This window comes from Martinezella sp. CNPSo 3964, assembly GCF_057784375.1.
Genome location: NZ_JBXSOW010000001.1, coordinates 1007067 through 1028153, shown reverse-complemented (window position 1 = coordinate 1028153; position 21087 = coordinate 1007067). Strand labels below are relative to the sequence as shown.

General features: G+C 60.1%; 21 protein-coding genes and 1 tRNA gene. 12 read left to right on the top strand and 10 right to left on the bottom strand.

The genetic code is table 11. The annotated features are described in order from the left end of the window. Positions 1 to 4: 4 nt before the first annotated feature. Positions 5 to 1717, top strand: coding sequence for a hypothetical protein (locus AC13Q5_RS05040; protein ID WP_488501003.1), 1713 nt, complete (start codon positions 5 to 7; stop codon positions 1715 to 1717). Positions 1718 to 1786: 69 nt separating this feature from the next. Here the strand turns inward: AC13Q5_RS05040 and AC13Q5_RS05035 are convergent, their stop codons facing one another. Continuing rightward, positions 1787 to 2194: a hypothetical protein gene (locus AC13Q5_RS05035; protein WP_075851941.1), complete on the bottom strand. Its 408-nt coding sequence runs from the start codon at positions 2192 to 2194 to the stop codon at positions 1787 to 1789. Positions 2195 to 2499: 305 nt separating this feature from the next. On the opposite strand from AC13Q5_RS05035, the gene AC13Q5_RS05030 reads away from it, so the two are divergent. The 6 genes from AC13Q5_RS05030 (at position 2500) to AC13Q5_RS05005 (ending at position 5825) form a co-directional block, all read left to right on the top strand. Further along, a tRNA-Pro gene (locus AC13Q5_RS05030) sits at positions 2500 to 2576 on the top strand. Between the two features lie 458 nt (positions 2577 to 3034). Next, the gene (locus tag AC13Q5_RS05025; protein WP_488501168.1) at positions 3035 to 3721 is read left to right on the top strand and encodes a pentapeptide repeat-containing protein; all 687 of its coding nucleotides are present in this window, start codon (positions 3035 to 3037) and stop codon (positions 3719 to 3721) included. Positions 3722 to 3759: 38 nt separating this feature from the next. Further along, on the top strand, positions 3760 to 4257 hold the full coding sequence (locus tag AC13Q5_RS05020; protein WP_488501002.1) for a GAF domain-containing protein: 498 nt from the start codon (positions 3760 to 3762) through the stop codon (positions 4255 to 4257). Positions 4258 to 4438: 181 nt separating this feature from the next. Beyond that, entirely contained in the window at positions 4439 to 4888 is a 450-nt protein-coding gene (gene msrB, locus AC13Q5_RS05015) for a peptide-methionine (R)-S-oxide reductase MsrB (protein ID WP_047627622.1), read from the top strand. After that, positions 4885 to 5412 carry a peptide-methionine (S)-S-oxide reductase MsrA gene (msrA, locus tag AC13Q5_RS05010; protein WP_112335537.1) on the top strand — a complete coding sequence of 176 codons (528 nt, stop codon included), beginning with the start codon at positions 4885 to 4887 and terminating at the stop codon, positions 5410 to 5412. Before msrB ends, msrA begins: the two co-directional genes overlap by 4 nt. Next, positions 5412 to 5825 (top strand): DUF6314 family protein, encoded by a 414-nt coding sequence (locus AC13Q5_RS05005; RefSeq protein ID WP_488501001.1) that lies wholly within the window; start codon positions 5412 to 5414, stop codon positions 5823 to 5825. Before msrA ends, AC13Q5_RS05005 begins: the two co-directional genes overlap by 1 nt. A 31-nt stretch (positions 5826 to 5856) precedes the next feature. Here AC13Q5_RS05005 and AC13Q5_RS05000 read toward each other — a convergent pair whose 3' ends face one another. The 4 genes from AC13Q5_RS05000 to AC13Q5_RS04985 all read right to left on the bottom strand — a co-directional run bounded on the left by AC13Q5_RS05000 (position 5857) and on the right by AC13Q5_RS04985 (position 11004). Beyond that, on the bottom strand, positions 5857 to 6939 hold the full coding sequence (locus AC13Q5_RS05000) for a 3-deoxy-7-phosphoheptulonate synthase (RefSeq protein WP_167459815.1): 1083 nt from the start codon (positions 6937 to 6939) through the stop codon (positions 5857 to 5859). Positions 6940 to 7371: 432 nt separating this feature from the next. After that, a complete protein-coding gene (locus AC13Q5_RS04995) occupies positions 7372 to 8433 on the bottom strand; it encodes a porin (protein ID WP_075851946.1) in 1062 nt (353 codons plus the stop codon). Positions 8434 to 8854: 421 nt separating this feature from the next. Further along, positions 8855 to 9202 carry a hypothetical protein gene (locus AC13Q5_RS04990; RefSeq protein ID WP_075851947.1) on the bottom strand — a complete coding sequence of 116 codons (348 nt, stop codon included), beginning with the start codon at positions 9200 to 9202 and terminating at the stop codon, positions 8855 to 8857. Between the two features lie 239 nt (positions 9203 to 9441). Continuing rightward, complete coding sequence (locus AC13Q5_RS04985) at positions 9442 to 11004, bottom strand: MFS transporter (protein WP_488501000.1); 1563 nt, start codon at positions 11002 to 11004, stop codon at positions 9442 to 9444. A gap of 180 nt (positions 11005 to 11184) precedes the next feature. Here AC13Q5_RS04985 and AC13Q5_RS04980 point away from each other — a divergent pair, with 180 nt between their 5' ends. The 3 genes from AC13Q5_RS04980 to hisC all read left to right on the top strand — a co-directional run bounded on the left by AC13Q5_RS04980 (position 11185) and on the right by hisC (position 13859). After that, positions 11185 to 12108 (top strand): LysR family transcriptional regulator, encoded by a 924-nt coding sequence (locus AC13Q5_RS04980; protein ID WP_488500999.1) that lies wholly within the window; start codon positions 11185 to 11187, stop codon positions 12106 to 12108. 113 nt (positions 12109 to 12221) lie between these two features. Beyond that, positions 12222 to 12671, top strand: a complete 450-nt coding sequence (locus AC13Q5_RS04975; protein WP_488500998.1) for an NUDIX domain-containing protein — start codon at positions 12222 to 12224, stop codon at positions 12669 to 12671. A 129-nt stretch (positions 12672 to 12800) separates the two neighbouring features. Beyond that, positions 12801 to 13859, top strand: coding sequence for a histidinol-phosphate transaminase (gene hisC / locus AC13Q5_RS04970; protein WP_488500997.1), 1059 nt, complete (start codon positions 12801 to 12803; stop codon positions 13857 to 13859). A gap of 54 nt (positions 13860 to 13913) precedes the next feature. Here the strand turns inward: hisC and AC13Q5_RS04965 are convergent, their stop codons facing one another. Next, positions 13914 to 14858: a threonine/serine dehydratase gene (locus AC13Q5_RS04965; protein ID WP_488500996.1), complete on the bottom strand. Its 945-nt coding sequence runs from the start codon at positions 14856 to 14858 to the stop codon at positions 13914 to 13916. Between the two features lie 55 nt (positions 14859 to 14913). Between AC13Q5_RS04965 and AC13Q5_RS04960 the strand changes: the two genes are divergently transcribed. Then, positions 14914 to 15213 carry an ArsR/SmtB family transcription factor gene (locus tag AC13Q5_RS04960; RefSeq protein WP_075851953.1) on the top strand — a complete coding sequence of 100 codons (300 nt, stop codon included), beginning with the start codon at positions 14914 to 14916 and terminating at the stop codon, positions 15211 to 15213. A 175-nt stretch (positions 15214 to 15388) separates the two neighbouring features. Here the strand turns inward: AC13Q5_RS04960 and cysN are convergent, their stop codons facing one another. From cysN to AC13Q5_RS04945, 3 genes are all read right to left on the bottom strand, one after another. Beyond that, a complete protein-coding gene (cysN, locus tag AC13Q5_RS04955) occupies positions 15389 to 16879 on the bottom strand; it encodes a sulfate adenylyltransferase subunit CysN (protein WP_075851954.1) in 1491 nt (496 codons plus the stop codon). Between the two features lies 1 nt (position 16880). After that, positions 16881 to 17834 (bottom strand): sulfate adenylyltransferase subunit CysD, encoded by a 954-nt coding sequence (gene cysD / locus AC13Q5_RS04950; protein ID WP_488500995.1) that lies wholly within the window; start codon positions 17832 to 17834, stop codon positions 16881 to 16883. A gap of 125 nt (positions 17835 to 17959) precedes the next feature. After that, complete coding sequence (locus tag AC13Q5_RS04945) at positions 17960 to 18697, bottom strand: phosphoadenylyl-sulfate reductase (protein ID WP_075851956.1); 738 nt, start codon at positions 18695 to 18697, stop codon at positions 17960 to 17962. Between the two features lie 490 nt (positions 18698 to 19187). Here AC13Q5_RS04945 and AC13Q5_RS04940 point away from each other — a divergent pair, with 490 nt between their 5' ends. Then, a complete protein-coding gene (locus AC13Q5_RS04940) occupies positions 19188 to 19634 on the top strand; it encodes an RrF2 family transcriptional regulator (protein ID WP_075852604.1) in 447 nt (148 codons plus the stop codon). Between the two features lie 60 nt (positions 19635 to 19694). Here the strand turns inward: AC13Q5_RS04940 and AC13Q5_RS04935 are convergent, their stop codons facing one another. Further along, positions 19695 to 21056, bottom strand: coding sequence for a chloride channel protein (locus AC13Q5_RS04935; RefSeq protein WP_488500994.1), 1362 nt, complete (start codon positions 21054 to 21056; stop codon positions 19695 to 19697). Positions 21057 to 21087: the final 31 nt, after the last annotated feature.

Genomic DNA, 21087 nt, shown 5'->3' with positions numbered 1-21087 from the left:
TTCCGTGACTTCGCCGTCGACCGGTGGCGGCGCTGTTTCCGATACTGTATCCGCGCGCCAAGCGGTTGATGCGGACACCGCCATCGTCAGGCAGAGGCCGGGTATTGCCATCGCTATCTTCCTGATCCTGGTCGCCGTTTTCGTTGCCGTCTTCAAGTTTCCGCCAATCCTCGACTATCCCAACCATTATGCGCGCATGTGGCTGCTCGCCGGCGGCATCAACACGCCGCCCTTTCGGGAGATCTATGCGATCGACTGGAACAGGACGTTCACCAATGTCGGCATCGATCTCGCCGCATACTGGCTGGGGCCGCTTGTTGGCGTTTCGCTATTGGCGCGCAGCCTTCTTTTCCTGGCGATCGTTCTGCCGCCTCTCGGGGCGATCGCCCTGCACCGGCGCCTGCATGGCGGCGGCTATTACTGGCAGATCGGCATATTGTATTTCGCCTGGTGCGCGACGCTGATCGGCGGCTTCATCAATTTTCAGATCGGGCTCGGCATGGCGCTGTTCTTCGCGACCGCCGACCACGTCTTGCAGTCCCGCAATCCGGTCGCACTGTTCGGCTGGCGTCTGCTCGCGGGCCTGCTGCTCACCGTCATGCATCTCTTTTCGCTTGGCTTCTATATGGCACTCGTCTGCGGCCTTGAATTCTCGCCGACGACGGCGGCAGTGAGGTCACCTCGCGATTTCCTGCGCTTGTGCGGCAGGCTTGTACTTGCGATGCTGGCCTGCGCCCTGCCGGCGATCTGCCTTTTCCTCTATCAGCCTGTCTTGCCCGATGGCGGAGGCAGTCTGGATGCATCCTGGAACAATTCCATCGTGCTGCTGCTGGCTAATCTGATGTCGGCATTCTGGAGCTATGCGCTGCCGGTGGACATGCTGTTCCTGGTCCCGTTGATATTCGTCGGAATCTATGCGGTTCTCACGCGCCGTCTGAGCGTGCATGCCGGCATGGCGGTGACGGCCGCCGGCCTGCTGCTTCTGTCCTGCGTCGTGCCGCGTCATATGCTTGGGACGGGCTGGATCAGCTGGCGCTTTCCGATCATGATGGCGCTCGCTGCCATGGTGATGATCTCTCCTTTGCCTCGCGTGCCACGCCGCCAAGCCTTTCTGGTCATGCTCGTGCTCTCGACGGTCGTCTTGGGCAGAACGGTCTGGATCGGTGTCAATTGGTGGCAGGGACAGTCCGATGTCGCTGACGTCAGCACTGTTCTGACGGCTGTACCGGAAGGTGCAACCGTCCTGCCGGTCATGCGGCAGCAGAACGGACGCGGCATCGCCGATCATCGCTACTTCGCCTGGAACCAGGACACCTTTCGGCATTTGCCCACGCTTGCGGTCCCTTACGCCCATGCCTTCGTGCCGACGATCTTCACCGCCAGGGGTAAGCAGCCGCTGACTGTGTTGCCGCCCTGGAGCGACATCGCCGTGCCGGAAGGCAATCTATTCCCCATAGGCCTGCTGGATTGCCCCGACGAGATTTCGGTCTTCAGCGGCATTGCGCCTTATCTAAAGGATTGGCGGCATCGCTTCGACTTCGTTCTGCTCGTCAATGCCGATGTTGAGGACCGTTTCGGCGGCGTGGTTCCGCAAGGCGTGAAACTTGCCGCCGAAACGCCGTTTACCAAGCTATATGCCGTCGATAAAGCCTTCGTACCCGCTGCAAATGCGCCGTACCCGAAAAGCTGTGCCGACATCGCTGCGGCAAACGGCTGACGCCCGCAAACGCAACAGGCGGCCTTTGCAGGCCGCCCGCTGGCATTGTTCCGTGATGAAGCTTTGGCCTCAGCTCGCCTTTTCCGGCGGAGCCAGAAGCTCGGCGCAGTAGGACGGGCCGCTGACACCAGGCTGGTCGCCGAGGATTTTAACCGAGCGAATCTCGTAGCTCTGGTTGGTAACGATGTCGGCCTTGCAGCTGAGCGAGCGCTTGCCGCTCTTCTTGCCGTCCTTGGTGACGATGGTGACGTTCTTGTAGCCGCCGCGCCAAGTATAGACGCGATTGCCGCTTTCGTCGCGGTCGGAGATCGGCGGGCCGTAGGCGGCGAAGAAGCGGCCTGCGGACTGGCCCTGCCAGCGATCCTGAACCGGGTTCTTCGCAAGCAGCGGCAGGGCTGCTGTCGTGGTTGTCGTCGTGGTGCTGCAACCGGCCAGTGCCAGCAACAGTCCAGCCGCGGTGATCATGCGGATATTCATCGTGTCGTCCTTGAGCTTCTGTCACGCATAAGGTCGCGGAAAAGCCGCGCTGTCCCACGACATTTCCACCTGTCCCGCTTAGGGCTTTAGCGCCAAAGCCGGCAAAAGAAAATTCCCATCCGCGTGTACAAACGGGATTTTACTTGATCTGTTGCGTCTTTTGCACGCTGGCATTTTCGGCCGCTGTTTCCTGCCGATTTTCTAGGCAGATGCGGCTGTAATCTTTTCGTCAAAAATCCGATGCTTTTTTTGAAATTGGTGCTTGTGCATCAAAAATGGCTGGTCTATAGAAGCGCCGCTGGTCACGGAGTGTAGCGCAGTCTGGTAGCGCACCACGTTCGGGACGTGGGGGTCGAGTGTTCGAATCACTCCACTCCGACCAGCTTAAAATACTGATCTTGTTCCCGAAAAATCTCTCACTTAATTAAGAATGTTACCTGCTTGCCTTGCGCAAGGCCGGGCGGTGTCTTGTCAATGCCCGATGTCGGCATTTCGATCGGGCTGTCCTTCTCCTCGAGGCCGGGCGTATGAGGCCTACCGCAATTGTTCTGGTGCCTGGGCTTATTTCCCACTTCAACGGCTCACATCCAAATCGCGTCTCAAATATGCTTTTACAAAACCGGCTCTTTTTGTCGCCCGAAGCACCATATACAAGGAAGAGGGACGTGCATCCGACTCAGGCGAGAGTTCGGCTGGCAGGTGCTGGAGCGGAGTAACGGAATGGATCTTGTTGACGGGGTGGCCAGATTGGCCGGGGAAACGATCATGGGGCGACGGCGTCGCGGCGCTTTGCGCGGTGGTGCCGTGGGGAAGAGATTTGGGATCGCCACCGGCTTTGGCATGCTGGCGCTGAGCGCCGTATTCCTCCTGGGTTCCAGCAGCAATGCCCTGCGTGCTGCCGATTGCGGCAATGTCGCCGGTCCAGGCCTCGATTGGAGCGGCTGCAGCAAGACCAACATCATGCTGCAGACAAGCGATCTGCATGGTGCCAATCTTGCGGGCGCCCATTTCGACAGCACCGATCTGAGCGATGCCAACCTGACCTCCGCCAACCTCGAAAAGGCAACCCTGGTGCGGGCCTGGCTGAAAAATGCCAAGGCGGATGGCGCGAATTTTGCCAAGATCGAGGCCTATCGCTCCGATTTCAGCAATGCCACCGCCAACGGCACATCCTTTGCCAATGCCGAATTGCAGCGGGCCGAATTTGCCGGTGCGCAGCTGAAGAACGCCGATTTTCAGAAGGCGGAGCTCGGCCGTGCCGATTTTGACAAGGCCGTGCTGACGGGCGCGAATTTTTCCTTCGCCAATCTCTCGCGGGCGACCTTGAACGGCGCGGTGATGGATGGGGCAACTTCCTTCAGTGGCGCTTTCATGTATCTGACGCGCATCGAGGGCCTTGATCTGTCGAAGGCAAGCGGCCTGCAGCAGGCGCAGATCAACCTGGCCTGCGGGGACAACACGACCATATTACCCTCTTGGTTGAAGGCGCCGTCCAGCTGGCCTTGCCCGCCTGATGACAAGGACTGATAGTCTCTTCGAGACCGGAACTTCGAAAGAGTAGACCCATGTTCGTTGAAAAAGCGATCCGACACGACAGCAAGCCCGAATTCTATCGCGAGCTTGCGGATCAGCTGAAAGCTTTGCTGGACGGTGAGCACGATCCGATTGCCAACGCGGCCAATACCTCCGCGTTGATCTATCAGATGCTGTCCGACCTCAACTGGGCCGGCTTCTATTTTCTGCGGCAGCCAGAAGAGCTTGTGCTCGGGCCGTTCCAGGGCAAACCGGCTTGCGTGCGCATTGCCGTTGGCCGCGGCGTCTGTGGGACGGCGGTCGAAAGGGCGCAGTCGGTCCTCGTAGAGGATGTGCATGCCTTTCCCGGACACATCGCCTGCGATGCTGCTTCACGCTCGGAGCTGGTCGTGCCGCTCTTCCGCGCCGGAAAGGTTTTCGGCGTGATCGATCTTGACAGCCCGCTACCTGGCCGCTTCGACAGCGATGATCAGGCCGGCATCGAGGCGCTTGGCGCGATTTACGCGGCGTCATGCGAGAGGGATGGGTGAGGCGCGGGAAGGGCAGTGCGTCACGCAGTCGTGATCGATATGGCAAATCGATCGTGTGATACCTATATTGGCCCTGCAACCACTCCCTTAGCGCTGATCGAGCTTCATCCGGCCCTCTCGGGTCCTGTCCAGGACATTCGGCCAAGCTTGAAATTCGTGCCAAGGGGCAAGGAGAACAACAATGGGCAAATACAGCAAGACGGCAGAGGCAGTAGCCAAGCTTACCCCTGAGCAGTATCGCGTGACGCAGCAGAGCGGCACCGAACGTCCCGGTTCCGGTGAATATCTCTATAACAAGCAGTCCGGCATCTATGTCGACATCGTCTCCGGCGAGCCGCTCTTTGCTTCTGCCGACAAGTTCGATTCCGGCTGCGGCTGGCCGAGCTTCACCAAGCCGATCGAGCCCGCCAATGTCAGCGAATTGACCGACATGTCGCACGGCATGGTGCGCGTCGAAGTGCGCTCGGCCGGTGGCGACAGCCATCTGGGCCATGTGTTCCCGGACGGCCCGATCGATCGCGGCGGCCTGCGTTATTGCATCAATTCCGCCTCGCTTCGCTTCGTGCCGCGTGACCGCATGGAAGCAGAGGGCTATGGTGCCTACATCGATCAAGTGGAGGATGTAAGATGACAACGGAACGTGCAGTTCTCGCCGGCGGTTGCTTCTGGGGCATGCAGGATCTCATCCGTCGCTATAACGGCGTCATCTCGACGCGTGTTGGCTACAGCGGCGGCGATGTCCGCAACGCCACCTATCGCAACCACGGCACCCATGCCGAGGCGATCGAGATCATTTTCGATCCGCAGAAGATCAGCTATCGCGATCTGCTGGAATTCTTCTTCCAGATCCACGATCCGAGCACACGCAACCGCCAGGGTAACGATGTCGGCTTGAGCTACCGCTCGGCGATCTTCTACACCAGCGAAGAGCAGAAGCAGGTCGCCTTGGATACGATCGCCGATGTCGACGCTTCCGGCCTGTGGCCCGGTAAGGTCGTCACCGAGGTCGCGCCGGTCGGCGACTTCTGGCAAGCCGAGCCGGAGCACCAGGATTATCTGGAACGCTATCCGAACGGCTATACCTGCCACTTCGTCAGGCCGGGCTGGAAGCTACCTCGCCGACAGGCCGACGCAGCGCAGCGCGCGGCCTCCTGATGAAAGGATCGGCCGGCATCGGTCGGCTGAGTCTTTTCCTCGGCACATGGGAGGTGAAGCGGCGGATCATCGATCGCTTCAACCGTTCCCTGATCACATTCGAGGGGCAGGCGTTCGTGACGCCTGTCCAGTTCGAGGAACACGGCGATACGCGAAGCGGCCACGCGACGCTGAGAAGCAGCCGCACCTATCGGCTCGATGACGCGGATGACGATCTCGTCGTGCGCTTCCCTAATCTTTCGCAATTCATTCGCATCGGTGAAGATGCCTCGCAGCGCGTCACCCATCATTGCGGTCCCGATCTCTACCGGGGCCGCTTGTTCTTTCGCTCGCCCGATGACTGGGCTGAGATGTGGCATGTGCGCGGGCCGAGAAAAAACTATCTGAGCCTCGCGCGCTATCGACGCATTTAACCCGAGCCTGTCTCCCGGATGGGAGACGGTGTTAGCGCGCCTGCCGTCGTGCCCGGACAGCCTTTGCCAGATCTTCCAGCGTGCGAACCGAGGTCGGCCAGTCGATGCAGCCGTCGGTGATGCTCTGGCCATAGACCAGTGGCTTGCCCGGCACGAGATCCTGGCGGCCGGCCACGAGATTGCTCTCCATCATCATGCCCTTGATCCGCCGATCGCCGGCTGCAACCTGCTCTGCGACTGACGTGACGACGAGCGGCTGGTTTTCCGGATTCTTGCTGCTGTTGGCATGGCTGGCATCGATGATGATGCGCGGCTCGAGCCCGGCCTTGAGGGATTGTTCCGCGGTCGACTGCACGCTTGCAGCATCATAATTCGGTTGTTTGCCGCCGCGCAGGATGATGTGGCAGTCCTCATTGCCACGCGTCGAGGCGATCGCTGCGAGGCCTTCCTTGGTCACGGCCGGGAAATGATGCGGCTGCGATGCCGCGACGATCGCGTCGAGCGCGATGCGCACGTCGCCATTCGTGCCGTTCTTGAAGCCGACGGGGCAGGAGAGGCCGGATGCCAGCTGGCGATGCACCTGGCTCTCGGTCGTCCTGGCGCCGATCGCGCCCCAGCTCACCAGATCCGAAATATATTGCGGCGTGATCGTATCGAGATATTCGCAGCCCGCCGGCAGGCCGATCTCATTGACATCGAACAGCAGCTTGCGGGCGATGCGTAGTCCTTCCTCGATGCGGTAGCTGCCGTCGAGATGCGGGTCGTTAATCAGGCCCTTCCATCCCACGGTCGTACGTGGCTTCTCGAAATAGACGCGCATGATGATTTCTAGATCGTCGGCGAAGCGGTCGCGCTGTTCCTTGAGAAGGGCCGCGTATTCGTGGGCTGCAGCCGGATCATGGATGGAACAGGGGCCGATCACGACGATCAGCCGGTCATCCTCGCCGTGCAGGATGTTGTGAACGGCATTGCGGGCGCCGGTAACGGTCGCCGTCACGGCCTCGTCGCGGGGGATTTCGTCAATGATGCGAGAGGGCGGCGTCAGCGCCGTGATCTCGACAATGCGCAGGTCATCGGTGGAATTCAACACGGTATCGGTTCCTTTAGGGGTCATACCGTGGCGACAAAAAAGCCGCCAGGTAGAACTAGCGGCTGTTCGGGTCTTTGCTGTCGTGTCTTTTCTAACTACGCACAGGCCCGCCTCCGCTGAGAGCAGCGGTACGAATAAAATCGTGCGGAATATGCGTGAGCGAAAGACATGGGCTCTCTCTACGACAAAAGAAGCGGGATGTCGATGCGTTGATGATAGGGAAATTCAGGCAATTCGCGGCCGCGCGTTTATTTGCTCGACAATTGATGCAGTCGCTGGCTGGCTGACGTTCCCGCCGGCATGAGCACGCAAGTTCGGTGGCTGAAACATGCAATCGAACGGCATCCATAAAATGAATCGACCCCTTCTCGGAAAGACCGGTCCAACTTCGCTGGAAGCTGGACCGGTCCCCATCCGATCAGGGGTCAAGTCAGATCAGATCTCGGTAAAGAGGTCTTAGAAGCTACGCTGGAAGCGCAGAATGCCAGCCCACTGGTCCTGGTTGATGGAGTCCCAGTTGGTGTAGGAAACTTCCGGCTGAACCAGGAGGCTCTTGACCGGGTTCCAACGGACGTTTGCGGTTGCTGCGAAGATCTTGGAGTCGGTGTAGGCAACCTGAGCGTTGGCCTGCAACTTCTCGTTGATCGGAACGGTCACGCCGCCCCAAACAGCCCAGTCGCCCCAGCCGATGCCCTTGGCCGGGCCGGCGCCGTTCGCGCTGGCGTACTTGTTGAGCTTGTCGCCATCGGTGTTCCAGCCACCCATCAAGAAGGCCTTGAGGACGCCGAAGTCGGCATCGACGCGAGCCTTGACAGCGCCTTCTTCGACGATGGAGTCATAACCGCCGACGATCTTGAAGCCGAAGTTGCCAGCCTTATAACCAGCACCGGCAACAACGTCCGGAGCGTAGTGGTTAGAGCTGTCTTCGCCGTTGACGCCCTTGGCGCCCGAACCGGAGTTGCTGTCTTCGAGCGAGATAACAGCCGTGAAGCCGTTGCCTGCGTCATAGTTGTAGGTCAACTGGTTCAGTTCGTACGGACCGTCATAGACCACGTCGTCGTTGATGACGTTGCCGGCGTAGCCGGTGTACAGGTTGTACTGCGAGTCGAGCTTACCGACGGTGAAGCCAGCGAGGCTGATGTTAGCCCAGAGCAGCTTCGTTGTGGTCGAGCCGCCATCCTGCCAGTCGAAACGGTAGATGGTGTTGGTCTTCAGCGCGCCGTATTCGGTGTCGCTTGCGGTGTCGATGCTCAGCTGAGCGCGGGTGTGCCACAGCGTGCCGTAACGGTCGGCCGGGTTGTAAGCGTTGTACCACTTACCTTCGGTACGAACCATACCGCCGATCTTGAGGCAGGTTTCCGTGCCTGGGATGAAGAAGTAGCCAGCGCCGTAAGCGTCGCAGATGCGGACGTATTCGAGCGGTTCCGGCTCAGCAGCAACGATAGCGTCGGCCGCGTGAGCGCCAGAAACTACTGCCAGAGCAGCAGCGGAGCCGAGAAGAAGGCTCTTGATGTTCATAAAAACTCCAATCCAATATAGATTGGGCATAGGCTATCGCGCCGAAAAGTCGACGTGCCTCACCCTATCCCTGTTTAAAACCCCGACTCGGGAGAAACGGGCCCCACCCGCTTCTGGTCCTTATTAGAGACGAATTCCTGCAAAGTTATATGATATATTTTTCTCGAGATGACTTTTTCGTGAAATTTAAGTTTTAGTTGCAGGAAAGCCACATCCGCAAACAAAGATGATAAGTTCTGCATAATATTGGCAGCGTAATAGTCATTTTGAGGTACAATGCGACGTTTTATTCTATTCGAATATTATTCGATAATATTTGTCGCTGCGTGGTCAATCGGGCGCGATTGTGCACTTGAACGTTGATGCAGCAATTGTCGCACCCGCGCGACAGCCAGGAGCGTGTCCGGGCGATCGACGGCTCTTAATATGACGCCGGTCGTTTGGAAGTCGCGATGATGAGCTTGCTCAGCATCGAGCCGATCATGATGCCCCAGAGCCCGCTGGTCATGCCGACGATGATGTCGAGCGTCGAGCCATAATTGCCGTTTGCCAGGAGATGCGAAACGGAAAGTGCCAGCACGCTGCCGATCATCAACAGGCAGGTGAAGGAGGGAGATTGCGGGTAGGCGAGCCGGGCGAGCATTCCTGCTATACAGAGTGCGGCGGCGCGAAAGATATCGAACGGATTGCCGAAGGTCGCCTGCCAATTGAAATGCGCAAGCGTTACGCCGATAAGCGCCGCAATGTACGTCCAGGCAATAATCTTCAAAAACCGGTCTGATATCATGGGGATATGATATAGCAGCGACGATCATAAACGCCAGCCTGACGCCGCGGCGAAGATCGTTCGCGCATGGATCTGGCGCGCACATTTTATGTGGTTTCGAAATATTCTGTTGCGGCGCGGTGGGATTTTCGGCCGTGCGCGGCCTTCGATTCGCCTTCTTGCTATGCCGCGGGCGGTGGTCGGACTGGCCGGGCAACGTTCCGGCCAGTCATCAATACTGCTTAAGCTTTCGATACGCAAAGCGCATCCTCGTCCTCTTGCAACTGCTCCGCATCTTCTGCGGCAACCGTCGGCGATGTGCGGCCGAGGAAGGAAAAGACGACGATGGCTGTCAGGACGGTGATGGCGGTGAGGAGCCAGAGGAGCGCGCTGAAGGCATTACCATAACCCTGAATGAGAGCGTCATGCCCGATCGCTGGCACATTCGACGCAGCGGCGGTCAGATTGCCTGTCACGAGCTGCTGCGCAGCCATCGCGGTGTGCTCACCTGACGATGTGCCAAGGTTCGTCTGGATGAAGGCGGAGAGGATGGCACTGACGATTGCAAGCGCGACACCTTCACCGGCGACGCGGGTGGTGCTGAAGATACCGGTTGCCATGCCCGCCCGCTCCTTGGGAACGACGCTGACGGCAAGCCCATCCATCAGGCCCCAGGGCAGGCTGATGCCGACGCCGATCGTCAGCAACGAACCGATGAGAGCGGATGGGGCCGAGCCGGCGGCAAAGTGGCTGAGCCAGAAAAGGCCTGTCGCCGAGATGATGAGGCCGGTGCCGCAGATCGTTGCGGGGCTGAACCAGCGGGTCAGAAGCCCGGCAACGATCGGCAGGATGAGCAGCGGCGCCGAAAGCGCGACCATCATGCGCCCGGCTGCGATCTCGCTCATGCCTTCGATGCCGACGAAACGTACAGGCAGCAGGATCAGCAGTACGACGAAGGCATAGGCGGGCGCTGCCGCCAGAAGCTGTACGCCGACGAAACGCGGATAGCGAAACAGGCTGAGATCCAGCATGGGCCGCTTCACGACACGTTCGATGATGCCGAAGGCGAGAAAGAGCAATGCAGCGCCGACTAGAAGGGCGATGACGAGCGGATCGCTCCAGCCGGTTTCCGGCGCGCGCAAGACGCCATATGTGAAGAGCGTCAGGGCAGACGTGAAGCTCAGTGCGCCCGGCCAATCCAGCCCCGCCGCATCAGGATCACGGGATTCGCGCAAAAAGCAGGCGCCGAGGCCAAGCGCGAGCAACGCCAGCGCAACAACGAGGATGAAGATAGACGGCCAGCCGAAAGCATCGATCATCAGACCGGATGCGATCGGCCCGAAGGCGAGGCCGATGCCGAAACTGGAGCCGACGATGCTGAAGGCCCGCATTCGCGCCGTGCCGTCGAACTCCTGAGCCAGCGAGGCCATGCCGCCGGAAAAGGCGGCTGCCGCGCCGAGGCCCTGGATGGCTCTCAATATATCGAACCAGACGATGTTGCTGGCCAGCGCCAATCCGGCCGAAAATAGCGCAAAGCAGCCAACGCCGGTCAGAAAAATGCGCCGCCGGCCGAAGCTGTCCGCCAGAGCGCCCGAGGCCATCAGGCAGCTGCCGAAGGTCAGCATGAAGGCGTTGGTGACCCAGTTGAGCGCGATCGGGCTGCCGCCGAGCGTGCGGCTGATGGCCGGCAGGGCAACGGCCGGGCCGGTGAACGTGAGCGGCATCGCCGCCGCCGCACAACAGACGGCGACAAGGACGAAGAATTTCTCGGTCGGACTTGCGACCTTTGTCTGAGGAGAGGTCATCGAATTACCGTGAGGTTTGAGCAAGGAGGAAGTAGCGGACGATCCTGGGAGTATGCTGGCCAAACGGCCGTCGCCCGCGCGCTTCAAATGACCTGAGCAAGATATATTTGCTGCAATCAGATGATAACAGCGCTATTTTTCCATATATACCGGAATAAAACTCTCGAATGGAGCATGCCTATGGATCGCTTGAGCGGCTTGACGGCCTTCGTTCGCACGGCGGATCTCGGCAGCTTTGCGGCCGCCGGTCGCGTGCTCGGCCTTTCGCCATCTGCCGTCGGCAAGGCGGTCAGCAATCTGGAGCATCAGCTTGGCGTGCGACTGCTGCAGCGTTCCACCCGCAGCATCCGGCTGACCGAGGAGGGGCGTCTCTTTCACGAGCGTTGCCGGCGGGTGCTCGACGATCTCGAGGACGCGCAGGCCTCGCTTGCGCAGGCAGTCGCCGTGCCACGTGGGCGGTTGCGTGTCAGCGTGCCCATTGTCAGCTATCACTTCCTCCTGCCTGTCGTGCCGGAATTCGTCTCCCGCTATCCCGAGGTCGAACTCGACATCGATTTCAACGACCGCATCGTCGATATGATCGAGGAGGGTGTCGATGTCGCGATCCGCAGCGGCGATCTGCCGGATTCGCGGTTGATATCACGCACCTTGCGGCCGTTTCAGATGCTGCTCTGTGCAGCTCCCGGCTATCTCGACCGCTTCGGCATTCCAGATTGTCCGCGCGCGCTCGATGAGCACCAGGCAATCCGCTTTCGGTTTCCAAACAGCGGCAAGCTGCAGGATTGGCCATTGAAAATGCCGGAGGGAGAGCTGGATCTGCGGATGCGGACGGCCTTCTCCTGCAATAACATGGAGGCGGTGCGCGGCGCGACGGTCGCGGGTCTCGGTATCGGCTGCATGCCGGATTTCCTCGTGCGCAGCACGCTTGCGGAAGGAAAGCTGAGAACCGTTCTCGATGATTTTATCGATGAGCCCGGCCACTTCCATCTGCTCTGGCCATCCAACCGCCATATGTCGCCCAAGGTCCGCGTTTTCGTCGATTTTCTGAGCGAGCGGCTCTTTGCGAAGAGCTGTGATGTCTTGCCGGCTGCTATCAAATCATGAATCAAGGCCCATGTTGGCCGTTCTTCGAAGGTAAGCACGCGTCAATTGCAGTCATTGACGTCAGGTGTGAGGTCCTTAAAGTGGTGGCTTCTTCAATTATCTACTAAGCTTTCATGTCGTCGGATTATATAAAGTCACTACGCTCAAAAGTAGGTTCTCAACTTATCATCTTGCCAGGTGTTGCAGCGGTCATTTCAGATGAAGCGGGACGATTGCTTCTGCAAGAGAAGTCGTCGGGCGAAGGCTGGAGCCTGCCCGCCGGCGCAATTGAATTGGGTGAAACGCCGCAGCAGGCAGTAGAACGTGAGGTTCTTGAAGAAACTGGCCTGCGGGTCATCCAGTCAGAAATTCTGGCGGTGTTTGGCGGCCGTGAGTTTCAACACACCTATCCAAATGGAGATCAGGTTGAGTATCTGGTCGTCCTGTTCAAATGCACGACAAGTGGGGAGCCTGGCGGATTTACCGACAGCGAGACGGCTCGCTTGAAATACACGGCCTTCGATGAGATGCCTAAGCTCGCTCTTCCTTATCCGATGGAGCTTTTGTTTCCGACCATGACTTAAAGCGGGTCAACGCAATAATCCGCATGGAGCCAAAAGATGCCGTTCGACGGTGGCGTCCGCGACAGCAGTCCGTAAAATTGAAACATACGATATTAAATCCGCCTGCAACCGCCAAATCTGGAACTCACGATGAGCCGTTTCTGGAGCCCGATTGTTCATTCCCTGACCCCCTATGTCGCCGGCGAGCAGCCGACCACGGGTGGAATAACCAAGCTCAACACCAATGAGAGCCCTTATGGTCCTTCGCCGCTGGCCCTGGAGGCGATCTCGAAGGCCGCGTCCGATACGCTTCGGCTCTATCCCGATCCGACCGCACGGGAGCTGCGCATGGCAATCGCCGAGAGCTTCGGGCTCGACAAGGATGAGGTCTTCGTCGGCAATGGATCGGACGAGGTGTTGGCTCACACATTCCAGGCGCTGCTGAACCACGAAGAGCCTCTGCTTTTCCCCGATATCACCTACAGCTTTTATCCGACCTATTGCCGCCTCTACGGGATCACGTTCCGGCAGGTTCCGGTCGATGCCGAGATGCGTGTCCGCCTCGATGACTATCGCCAGCCTTGCGGCGCGATCATCCTGCCTAATCCCAATGCGCCCACGGGGATCGGCCTGCCTCTGGCTGACATCGAAAACCTTCTCAAGGCTCATCCCGATCAGGTTGTGGTTATCGATGAGGCCTATGTCGATTTCGGCGGCGAGAGTGCCGTTTCGCTTGTCCGAAGCTATCCGAACCTCCTGGTGATCCAGACTCTGTCGAAGTCACGCGGGCTTGCCGGCTTGCGTGTCGGTTTCGCTGTCGGGCAACGGCCGCTCATCGAGGCTCTGGAAAGGGTCAAGGACAGCTTCAATTCCTACCCTCTCGACCGGCTCGCGCAAGCAGGTGCCGTCGCGGCCTGGAAAGATCGCGACTGGTTCGAACGCCATTGCGCCATGATCATCGCCAGCCGGGAACGTCTGGCCGCCGCGCTCGCGGAACTGGGTTTTCACGTTCTTCCATCATCTGCCAATTTCTTGTTCGCGCGGCATCCGAGCCGGCCAGGTGCGGAACTGGCGGCGGAGCTGCGGAGCAGGAACATTCTGGTAAGACGGTTTTCGGCGGAGCGTATCGACGACTTCCTGCGCATCAGCATCGGCACGGATGAGGAATGCGATCGGCTGGTGGCGGCCCTTGGCGAGATATTGCATTGACTGGCAGACCCGGACAATTGTTTCGAGGCAAGTTCTAGCGAATCGGGAGCGGTTTCAATCAAATCGAACCGCGGTCGTGTTGGCGCCGCAAAGCAGCACGGCCACGCGCTCACCTGAGGCAGGGGCATATTTGCCGGCAAACAGCGCGGCAAAGGCCGTTGCGCCGCCGGGTTCGGCAACGATCCTCAGCCGATCCCACAAAACCTGCTGCGCTTGGCGGATCTCATCATCGGTGACCAGCACAGGACGTTGTACGTAGACTCGGGCGATCGGAAACATGAGCGCGCCGACGCGTTTTGGTGCCAGTGAATCGGCGGCGATGCTGCCGGCAGGAGCATCGACCGGGTGCCCTGCCTCGAAAGCTTGCCAGAGTGTCGGTGCGCCTTCGGGCTCGACGGCAACGACCCGGACACGGCCCTGAAACCAGGCAGCGATCCCACCAATCAGTCCACCGCCACCGACCGCGACAAGCAGCGTGTCGATATCCGGTATATCTGCCTCGATCTCGAGCCCGATGGTTCCTTGCCCAAGCAAGGTCTCCGGCTGGTCATAAGCATGGATGGCCATGGCACCCTGTTCCTCGACCCATTGCTGGCTGGCGGCAAGCGCATCGGCATAGCGCTCTCCGCCGATGACGAGATCGGCACCGTAGCCACGGATGCGCTCTGCCTTGGCCGGCGAGGTCACGCTCGGCACGAAGATCGTCGCGGGAACGCCAAGCCGCATCGCTGCATAAGCGACTGCCGCGCCATGATTGCCGCCGGATGCCGCAACGACACCGGCTGCCGGCACATCTCTGCCGAGCAGACTGGAAAAGGCGCCACGCGCCTTGAACGAGCCGGAATGCTGCAGAAATTCAAGTTTGAAGTCGAGACAACCTGGAGTAAGGCCAAAGTCCGCCATGTCTGCATGCAGAACCGGCGTGTGGCGGATATGCGGGCGGATCCGCTTTTCGGTTTCTGCAATGCGGTCGGGTGTGATCGTTGTGTCGGGAAGCATCGGCATCTCGCAGACAGAAGTTGACAATGACTTTGTTACTTAGCAAAGTGACGAAATGCAAGAACTCGATCTCATCAAGGCTTTGGCTAACGAACGCCGTCTCATCATTCTGCGATGGCTGAAAGATCCCTGCGCCCATTTTGCGCCGCAGCTCGATGGCGATCTTGTGGAGGATGGCGTCTGTGCGCTCCTCATTGCCGAGAAGCTGCAAATATCCCAGGCAACGCTGAGCGAGCACATGCGCATTTTGGTGCAGGCGGGGCTGGTGCGGCCGAAGCGCATCAAGCAGTGGATTTTCTATAAGCGCGATGAAGCTCGCATGGCAACGCTGGCTGCCGTTGTCGCGAGCCTCTAGCTCTACCGCGACGCAAGAGCGAATTTGCCGAGCTTACCCCGTCTTTTGAAGATTTGCTTGGAAGGCCCCGCAGGATAGCCCCTCTCCCCGCGAGCGGGGAGAGGGGGCTTTTACGTCCGCACGAAAAAGGCGGCGGAGCCGAGCCCACCGCCTTCCTTTTCAGATGCGATAGCGATCAGATATCGCTGGCAGCATTCGCCCAGATTTCCGCGGCCTGCGCGGCGGTCACCCGCCGCACATCCGTTTCGTCGCGGCGGCTGGCGAAGAGCTCGCTTGCCATGATCTGCTCGGCTAGATCGGCGGGCAGGGACAGGAGAACGCGCTGGCCTTCCTTGTGGATGCCGCCGACATCGGAGCGCCTGCCGGTGATCATGCCGCCGGCAACCGTGTTGTTGCTTTCCGGGTCGATCAGGATGAAGGAACCGGTCGAGCGGTTCTGCTCGTAGGGATCGAAGATGGCGCTTTCGTCGAAGGTCAGGCGAACCTTGCCGATCGCGTTCATCCACAGCGCCTGTGCCGGTGCCCAAGCGCCGGTCTTCAGCTCAAGCTGGGCGATTGGCTGCACCTGGACGCGCTGGCGGCGGCTGCCGCTCTTCAGCCAGTAGCGCTTGCCCGGCTCGATGCCTTCGGGCTGAAGCGCAACGATCTGTGCGTCGAAGGAGAGGCCAGTCTGCGGCTGGCTGTCGATCGCGACGATCATGTCGCCGCGCGATACGTCAACCTGTCGGTCGAGAACGAGGGTGATGGCATCGCCGGCAACAGCCGCGTTGCGCACGAGGTCGAAGGTGACGATCTTCGAGACATTGGCGACCATGCCCGACGGCAGGATCATGACGCTGTCGCCCGGCTTCACCGAGCCGCCGGCAACCGTGCCCTGATAGCCGCGGAAGCTTTCGCCGGGGCGCGAGACGCGCTGTACCGAAAGGCGGAAACCGACCGTCTGCGCTGAGCGCACGGTCGCCAATTCCAGCGCTTCGACCAGCGTCGGGCCGTTGTACCAGGGCATGACGGCCTGGCCGGAATAGACGACATTTTCACCCTTCAGAGCGGACATCGGGATGGCCGTGATCTGCTTGACGCCGAGCGACAGCGCAAACTCGCGGAAGTCGTGGGAAATCTTTTCAAAGCCGGCGCGGTCGTAGTTCGTCAGGTCGATCTTGTTGACGGCCAGCACGAACTGCTTGATGCCGAGCAGCGAGGCGATCGTCGCGTGGCGGCGCGTCTGCTCGAGGATGCCCATGCGCGCGTCGATCAGCAGCACGGCGAGATCGGCGGTGGAGGCGCCGGTTGCCATGTTGCGCGTGTACTGCTCGTGGCCGGGCGTGTCGGCGACGATGAAGGAGCGCTTGTCGGTCGAGAAATAGCGATAGGCGACATCGATGGTGATGCCCTGTTCGCGCTCGGCCTGCAGGCCGTCGAGCAGCAGCGCGAAGTCGGGCAGCCCGAGGTCGTTCTGCTTGCCGGTGGAATCGCGCCGTAGCGTGGCGGCCTGGTCTTCCTTGACCGCCTTGGTGTCCCAGAGAAGACGGCCGATCAGGGTGGACTTGCCGTCATCGACGCTGCCGCAGGTAATCAGGCGAAGGGGGCGCGAATCGCGGAGGGTCTTGGCCGGTTCGGCGGCGGCCCCAATAGCGGGTATTGTGACGACGTTTGCGTTGACGGTCATCTCAGAAATATCCTTCGCGCTTCTTCTTTTCCATGGAGCCGGATTGGTCGCGGTCGATGGCGCGGCCCTGCCGTTCGGAAACCGTGGCGATTTCCAGCTCTGCAATGATCTCTTCAAGGGTCGTGGCGGTGGACCGGATGGCTCCGGTCAGCGGGAAGCAGCCGAGCGTGCGGAAACGGATCAGCTCCTCGCGCTTGGCTTCGCCCGGCAGCAGCTCGAGCCGCGGATCGGCGGCCATGATCATCATGCCATCGCGCTCGACAATCGGGCGCTTCGCGGCGAAATAGAGCGGCACGATCGGGATTTCCTCGGCCTGAATGTAGCGCCAGATATCGACCTCGGTCCAGTTGGAAAGGGGGAAGACGCGAACGCTTTCGCCCTTGCGGATCTGGCCGTTATAGACGTTCCAGAGTTCCGGGCGCTGATTGCGCGGATCCCAGCGATGGTCCGGCGTGCGGAAAGAGTAGATGCGCTCCTTGGCGCGCGATGCCTCCTCGTCGCGGCGGGCACCGCCGAAAGCGGCGTCGAACTGGCCGGCATCGAGCGCATGGCGCAGCGCTTCGGTCTTCATGATGTCGGTGTAGCGGGCCGAGCCATAGGTGAAGGGCGTGATGTTCTCAGCCTTGCCGCGCGGGTTGATATGCTCGATCAGGTCGAGATCGTACTTCTTCACGATCTCGTCGCGGAAGGTGATCATCTCGGCGAATTTCCAGCCGGTGTTCACATGCAGCAACGGGAAGGGTACGCGGCCGGGGTAGAAGGCCTTGCGCGCCAGATGCAGCAGCACCGACGAGTCCTTGCCGATCGAATAGAGCATCACAGGACGCTCGAATTCGGCCGCAACCTCGCGGAAAATATGGATCGCTTCGTTTTCCAGCGCTTTCAGATGCGGATCGAGTGGCGGCTTGACGCTTTGCGGATTGGAGATTTCCGTATCCGGACGGCTATCGGGCATTGATGACTCCAGAACTTTCAAATGTCCCGACCGAATTTGGCCGGAAAGAATGGATGCGTTGGTTCCCTAGATATCGGCGGCGTGCGGGACGCGCTTGTGATCGATGCCGGGATCCGGCGGGTGTTTCATTGTGCTGCGGGAGCGCCCTCTTCGTGGACATGCAGGCCGCATTCGCGCTTTTCGTCGTTTTCCCACCACCAGCGACCGGCACGCTCCGGCTCGCCGGGTTTGATGGCCCGGGTGCAGGGCTCGCAGCCGATCGAAGGATAGCCGCGGGCGTGCAGCGGGTTCACTGGCACGCTGTTGTCGGCGACGTAAGCGCGGATGACATCGATGTCCCAGTCGGCAAGCGGATTGATCTTGATCAGGTTGCGCTCGGGGTCGAATTCGGCAAAGGGCGTATCGGCGCGGTTGGCGGACTGGCCGCGACGCAGACCGGTGATCCAGATGCTGGCGCCGGAGAGGGCACGCGCAAGCGGCTTCAGCTTGCGCACGCCACAACAGGCATGCCTGGCTTCAACACTCTCGTAGAAACCGTTCAGACCGTATTTTTCTGCGTAAGCATCGATATCGGCCTGTTCCGGCTCGTAGCGGACGATGTTGATATCGTATTGGCTCTCCGTCTCGTCGATGAGGGCGAGCGTTTCGGGAAAGAGGCGGCCGGTCTGCAGGGTCGCCACTTCGATCGGCAGGCGGTGATTGCCGATCTCCGCAGTGATTACCTGATCCTCGATCCCGAGCGAGGTCGTGAACACGGCGCGGCCACCGAGGCCGGCCACGAGAGACAGACGGCCGGCAAGATCGAGCGATGCAAGCTGGCTGTTGAGCGTCGCGGCATCTTCAATAAGGGTAATGGCAGTCATGGGGGATCCTGTCCTGATGTTGCCGAGAGTATCGCAGTTCGCAACGACAGCGGACAGAAAAATAGATTTCGAAAGCACGCAGATGGAGAGTAAATATCTCCATGAAGCAGCGCTGATAGGGAAAAGCGACCGCCTCGGCTATTAACCAAGGCGTTTTGTCGCCGGAAGCGACCCTTCGGGAGCACTCAAGATGGCTGACCATGTTTAAGTGCTTGCTTTAATGTCTATAGAAATAGTAGAGTTACACATAGCTTGTCAAATGGAAATCGGAAGTGATGCCCAAAATGATGCGCTGCGGTGGATTTTGCGCTAAACTATGGGCATAGCGACGAAGAATGATAACAAGTCTGGGTTGCTAGCGTTTCCTGGCATTGCGCCAAGGGTGTGAGTGCTTCGAAATTGCCCCGGGGACGAGGGCTGAGGAGTTCTATTGCGGACCGGCCGAATCGATCGGCCGAACGTATCGCATGTGTGTGTGAAGCGGTTCGAAATGATTACTCAGAAAGCAAAATATGCGCTGCGGGCGCTCTCTGCCTTGGCTCAATCCGAGGCGGGCGAGCCGATGATGATTTCAGACATTGCGGCCCAGCAAAAGATCCCGAAGAAATTCCTGGAACAGATCCTACTCGACCTGAAGCATCAGGGCATCGTCATCAGCCGTCGCGGCAAGCAGGGTGGTTACCTGCTGCGCAAGCCGGCGAAGGAGATCACCTTCGGCGAGATCCTTCGTGTCATCGACGGACCGCTGGCGCCGCTGCCCTGTCTGTCACTGACAGCCTATCGTCGCTGCGACGATTGCGACGGTGAGCAGACCTGCGAAATCCGCCATGTCTTTGCGCGGGTGGCGGATGCGACCCGCAAGGTGCTGTTCTCGACGACCATCGCCGATGCGATCGCTCAGCCCGAGGGTGCGGAAGTCGCCAGGCTGATGGCTTAACTGACCAGGTCCAAGGAAGCTGCGTAAGATCCTCCCTGCGGGCGTTGCAGCGTTTTGTACTCAATGCGCGGCGTGTTCCTCGCCGCCTTCCTTTTCCATGGCACGTCGGGCGCGGATCGCTGCGGCAATGAAGACGCGCGACAGGCCGTGATAAAGCGGCTCGCGCGATAGCAGCCGCGAGGTCACATAGCCGATCATCGATACCGCCATGATTGGGATGACGGCCTGATGGTCGCCGGTCATTTCCAGAATGATGACGAAGGCAGTCATCGGCGCCTGGACGACGCCGGCGAAATAGCCGGCCATGCCGAGGATTGCCGCAAGCGCGATGCTGCCGCCGACAAGCGTGCCGACAGCGCTGCCGAAGCCCGCGCCGACGGCAAGCGATGGCGCAAATATGCCGCCGGGAATGCCCGAGATCATCGACAGGAAACTCGCAAGCAGCTTCTCGGCGAAGAACAGCAGGGGCAGCGCATGTCCCTCCACCGCGCCGCGCGCCTGTTCGTAACCGGTGCCGAAGGTTTGGCCGCCGGAAATGACGCCGACGGTGGCAACGATAAGACCACAGAAGCCGGCAAGGATCAGCATGCGTTTCAGTGGCTGCGGTTGCGCCCAGCGACGGATGCGGATGCCGGCATAGAGCGCCAATCCGCTGAAGGTGGCGCCAAGCGCACCGCCGCCGACGCCGCAGATCAGCATGACGATCCAGTCCCGAAATATGGTCGGCGCGGCATCTGCCGTGCCGAAATAATTGTAGCTGCCGGAAAGCCCGAGTGCGGCAAGGCCCGAAAGAATGACGGCGGTCAGGACGAGGCCGTTGGCGCGAGATTCATAGGTGCGGCTCATCTCTTCGATGGCAAAGACGATACCGGCAAGCGGCGTGTTGAAGGCCGCAGCGATGCCGGCGGCCGAGCCGGCAAGAATCAGCCCCTTCGCCTGCGCCATGCCGCCGAAGCGGGCGACGGCCAGCATGAAGGAGGCGCCGACCTGCACGGTTGGTCCCTCGCGGCCGATCGAGGCGCCGCTCAGCAGTCCCAATATGGTCAGCACGATCTTGCCGAAGGCCAGCCTGAGGGAGAGCAGCTTGGTGCGATCCTCGTCATGATGGAGATGCCGTGCGGCGATCGCCTGCGGAATGCCGCTTCCTTGCGAATTCGGAAACAATGTCGCGGCGAGGTAGGCTGACAGCACGAAGCCGAGCGGCGTCAGCACCAGCGGCAGCAGCCACATCCACTCGCCCGATTGCGTGACGCCGGTAAAAGTCCGCTGTGCCAAATCGGCCAGCTTGGCAAAGCCGACACTGATCACGCCGATCGCCAAAGCCCCCGTCCAGAATACCAGGCGCGGCCGCCAGAGATTGAAAGAGCCCCAGATGACACGGGAACGGCGGAGCAGCTTGGACTTGCGGTAGATGGGGGGCATTTGACGTGTGACCGATAGGCTGGCCCGCATG

Excerpts from the sequence above, each read along its gene's own strand:
- cysD (WP_488500995.1), bottom strand. The coding sequence starts at position 17,834 with ATGCCCGATAGCCGTCCGGATACGGAAATCTCCAATCCGCAAAGCGTC.
- hisC (WP_488500997.1), top strand. The coding sequence starts at position 12,801 with ATGAGCCGTTTCTGGAGCCCGATTGTTCATTCCCTGACCCCCTATGTC.
- msrB (WP_047627622.1), top strand. The coding sequence starts at position 4,439 with ATGGGCAAATACAGCAAGACGGCAGAGGCAGTAGCCAAGCTTACCCCT.
- AC13Q5_RS04985 (WP_488501000.1), bottom strand. The coding sequence starts at position 11,004 with ATGACCTCTCCTCAGACAAAGGTCGCAAGTCCGACCGAGAAATTCTTC.
- AC13Q5_RS05035 (WP_075851941.1), bottom strand. The coding sequence starts at position 2,194 with ATGAATATCCGCATGATCACCGCGGCTGGACTGTTGCTGGCACTGGCC.
- AC13Q5_RS04935 (WP_488500994.1), bottom strand. The coding sequence starts at position 21,056 with ATGCCCCCCATCTACCGCAAGTCCAAGCTGCTCCGCCGTTCCCGTGTC.
- AC13Q5_RS05005 (WP_488501001.1), top strand. The coding sequence starts at position 5,412 with ATGAAAGGATCGGCCGGCATCGGTCGGCTGAGTCTTTTCCTCGGCACA.
- AC13Q5_RS04980 (WP_488500999.1), top strand. The coding sequence starts at position 11,185 with ATGGATCGCTTGAGCGGCTTGACGGCCTTCGTTCGCACGGCGGATCTC.
- msrA (WP_112335537.1), top strand. The coding sequence starts at position 4,885 with ATGACAACGGAACGTGCAGTTCTCGCCGGCGGTTGCTTCTGGGGCATG.
- AC13Q5_RS04975 (WP_488500998.1), top strand. The coding sequence starts at position 12,222 with ATGTCGTCGGATTATATAAAGTCACTACGCTCAAAAGTAGGTTCTCAA.
- AC13Q5_RS05000 (WP_167459815.1), bottom strand. The coding sequence starts at position 6,939 with ATGACCCCTAAAGGAACCGATACCGTGTTGAATTCCACCGATGACCTG.
- cysN (WP_075851954.1), bottom strand. The coding sequence starts at position 16,879 with ATGACCGTCAACGCAAACGTCGTCACAATACCCGCTATTGGGGCCGCC.
- AC13Q5_RS05025 (WP_488501168.1), top strand. The coding sequence starts at position 3,035 with ATGCTGGCGCTGAGCGCCGTATTCCTCCTGGGTTCCAGCAGCAATGCC.
- AC13Q5_RS04960 (WP_075851953.1), top strand. The coding sequence starts at position 14,914 with ATGCAAGAACTCGATCTCATCAAGGCTTTGGCTAACGAACGCCGTCTC.
- AC13Q5_RS05020 (WP_488501002.1), top strand. The coding sequence starts at position 3,760 with ATGTTCGTTGAAAAAGCGATCCGACACGACAGCAAGCCCGAATTCTAT.
- AC13Q5_RS04965 (WP_488500996.1), bottom strand. The coding sequence starts at position 14,858 with ATGCTTCCCGACACAACGATCACACCCGACCGCATTGCAGAAACCGAA.
- AC13Q5_RS04945 (WP_075851956.1), bottom strand. The coding sequence starts at position 18,697 with ATGACTGCCATTACCCTTATTGAAGATGCCGCGACGCTCAACAGCCAG.
- AC13Q5_RS04940 (WP_075852604.1), top strand. The coding sequence starts at position 19,188 with ATGATTACTCAGAAAGCAAAATATGCGCTGCGGGCGCTCTCTGCCTTG.
- AC13Q5_RS04995 (WP_075851946.1), bottom strand. The coding sequence starts at position 8,433 with ATGAACATCAAGAGCCTTCTTCTCGGCTCCGCTGCTGCTCTGGCAGTA.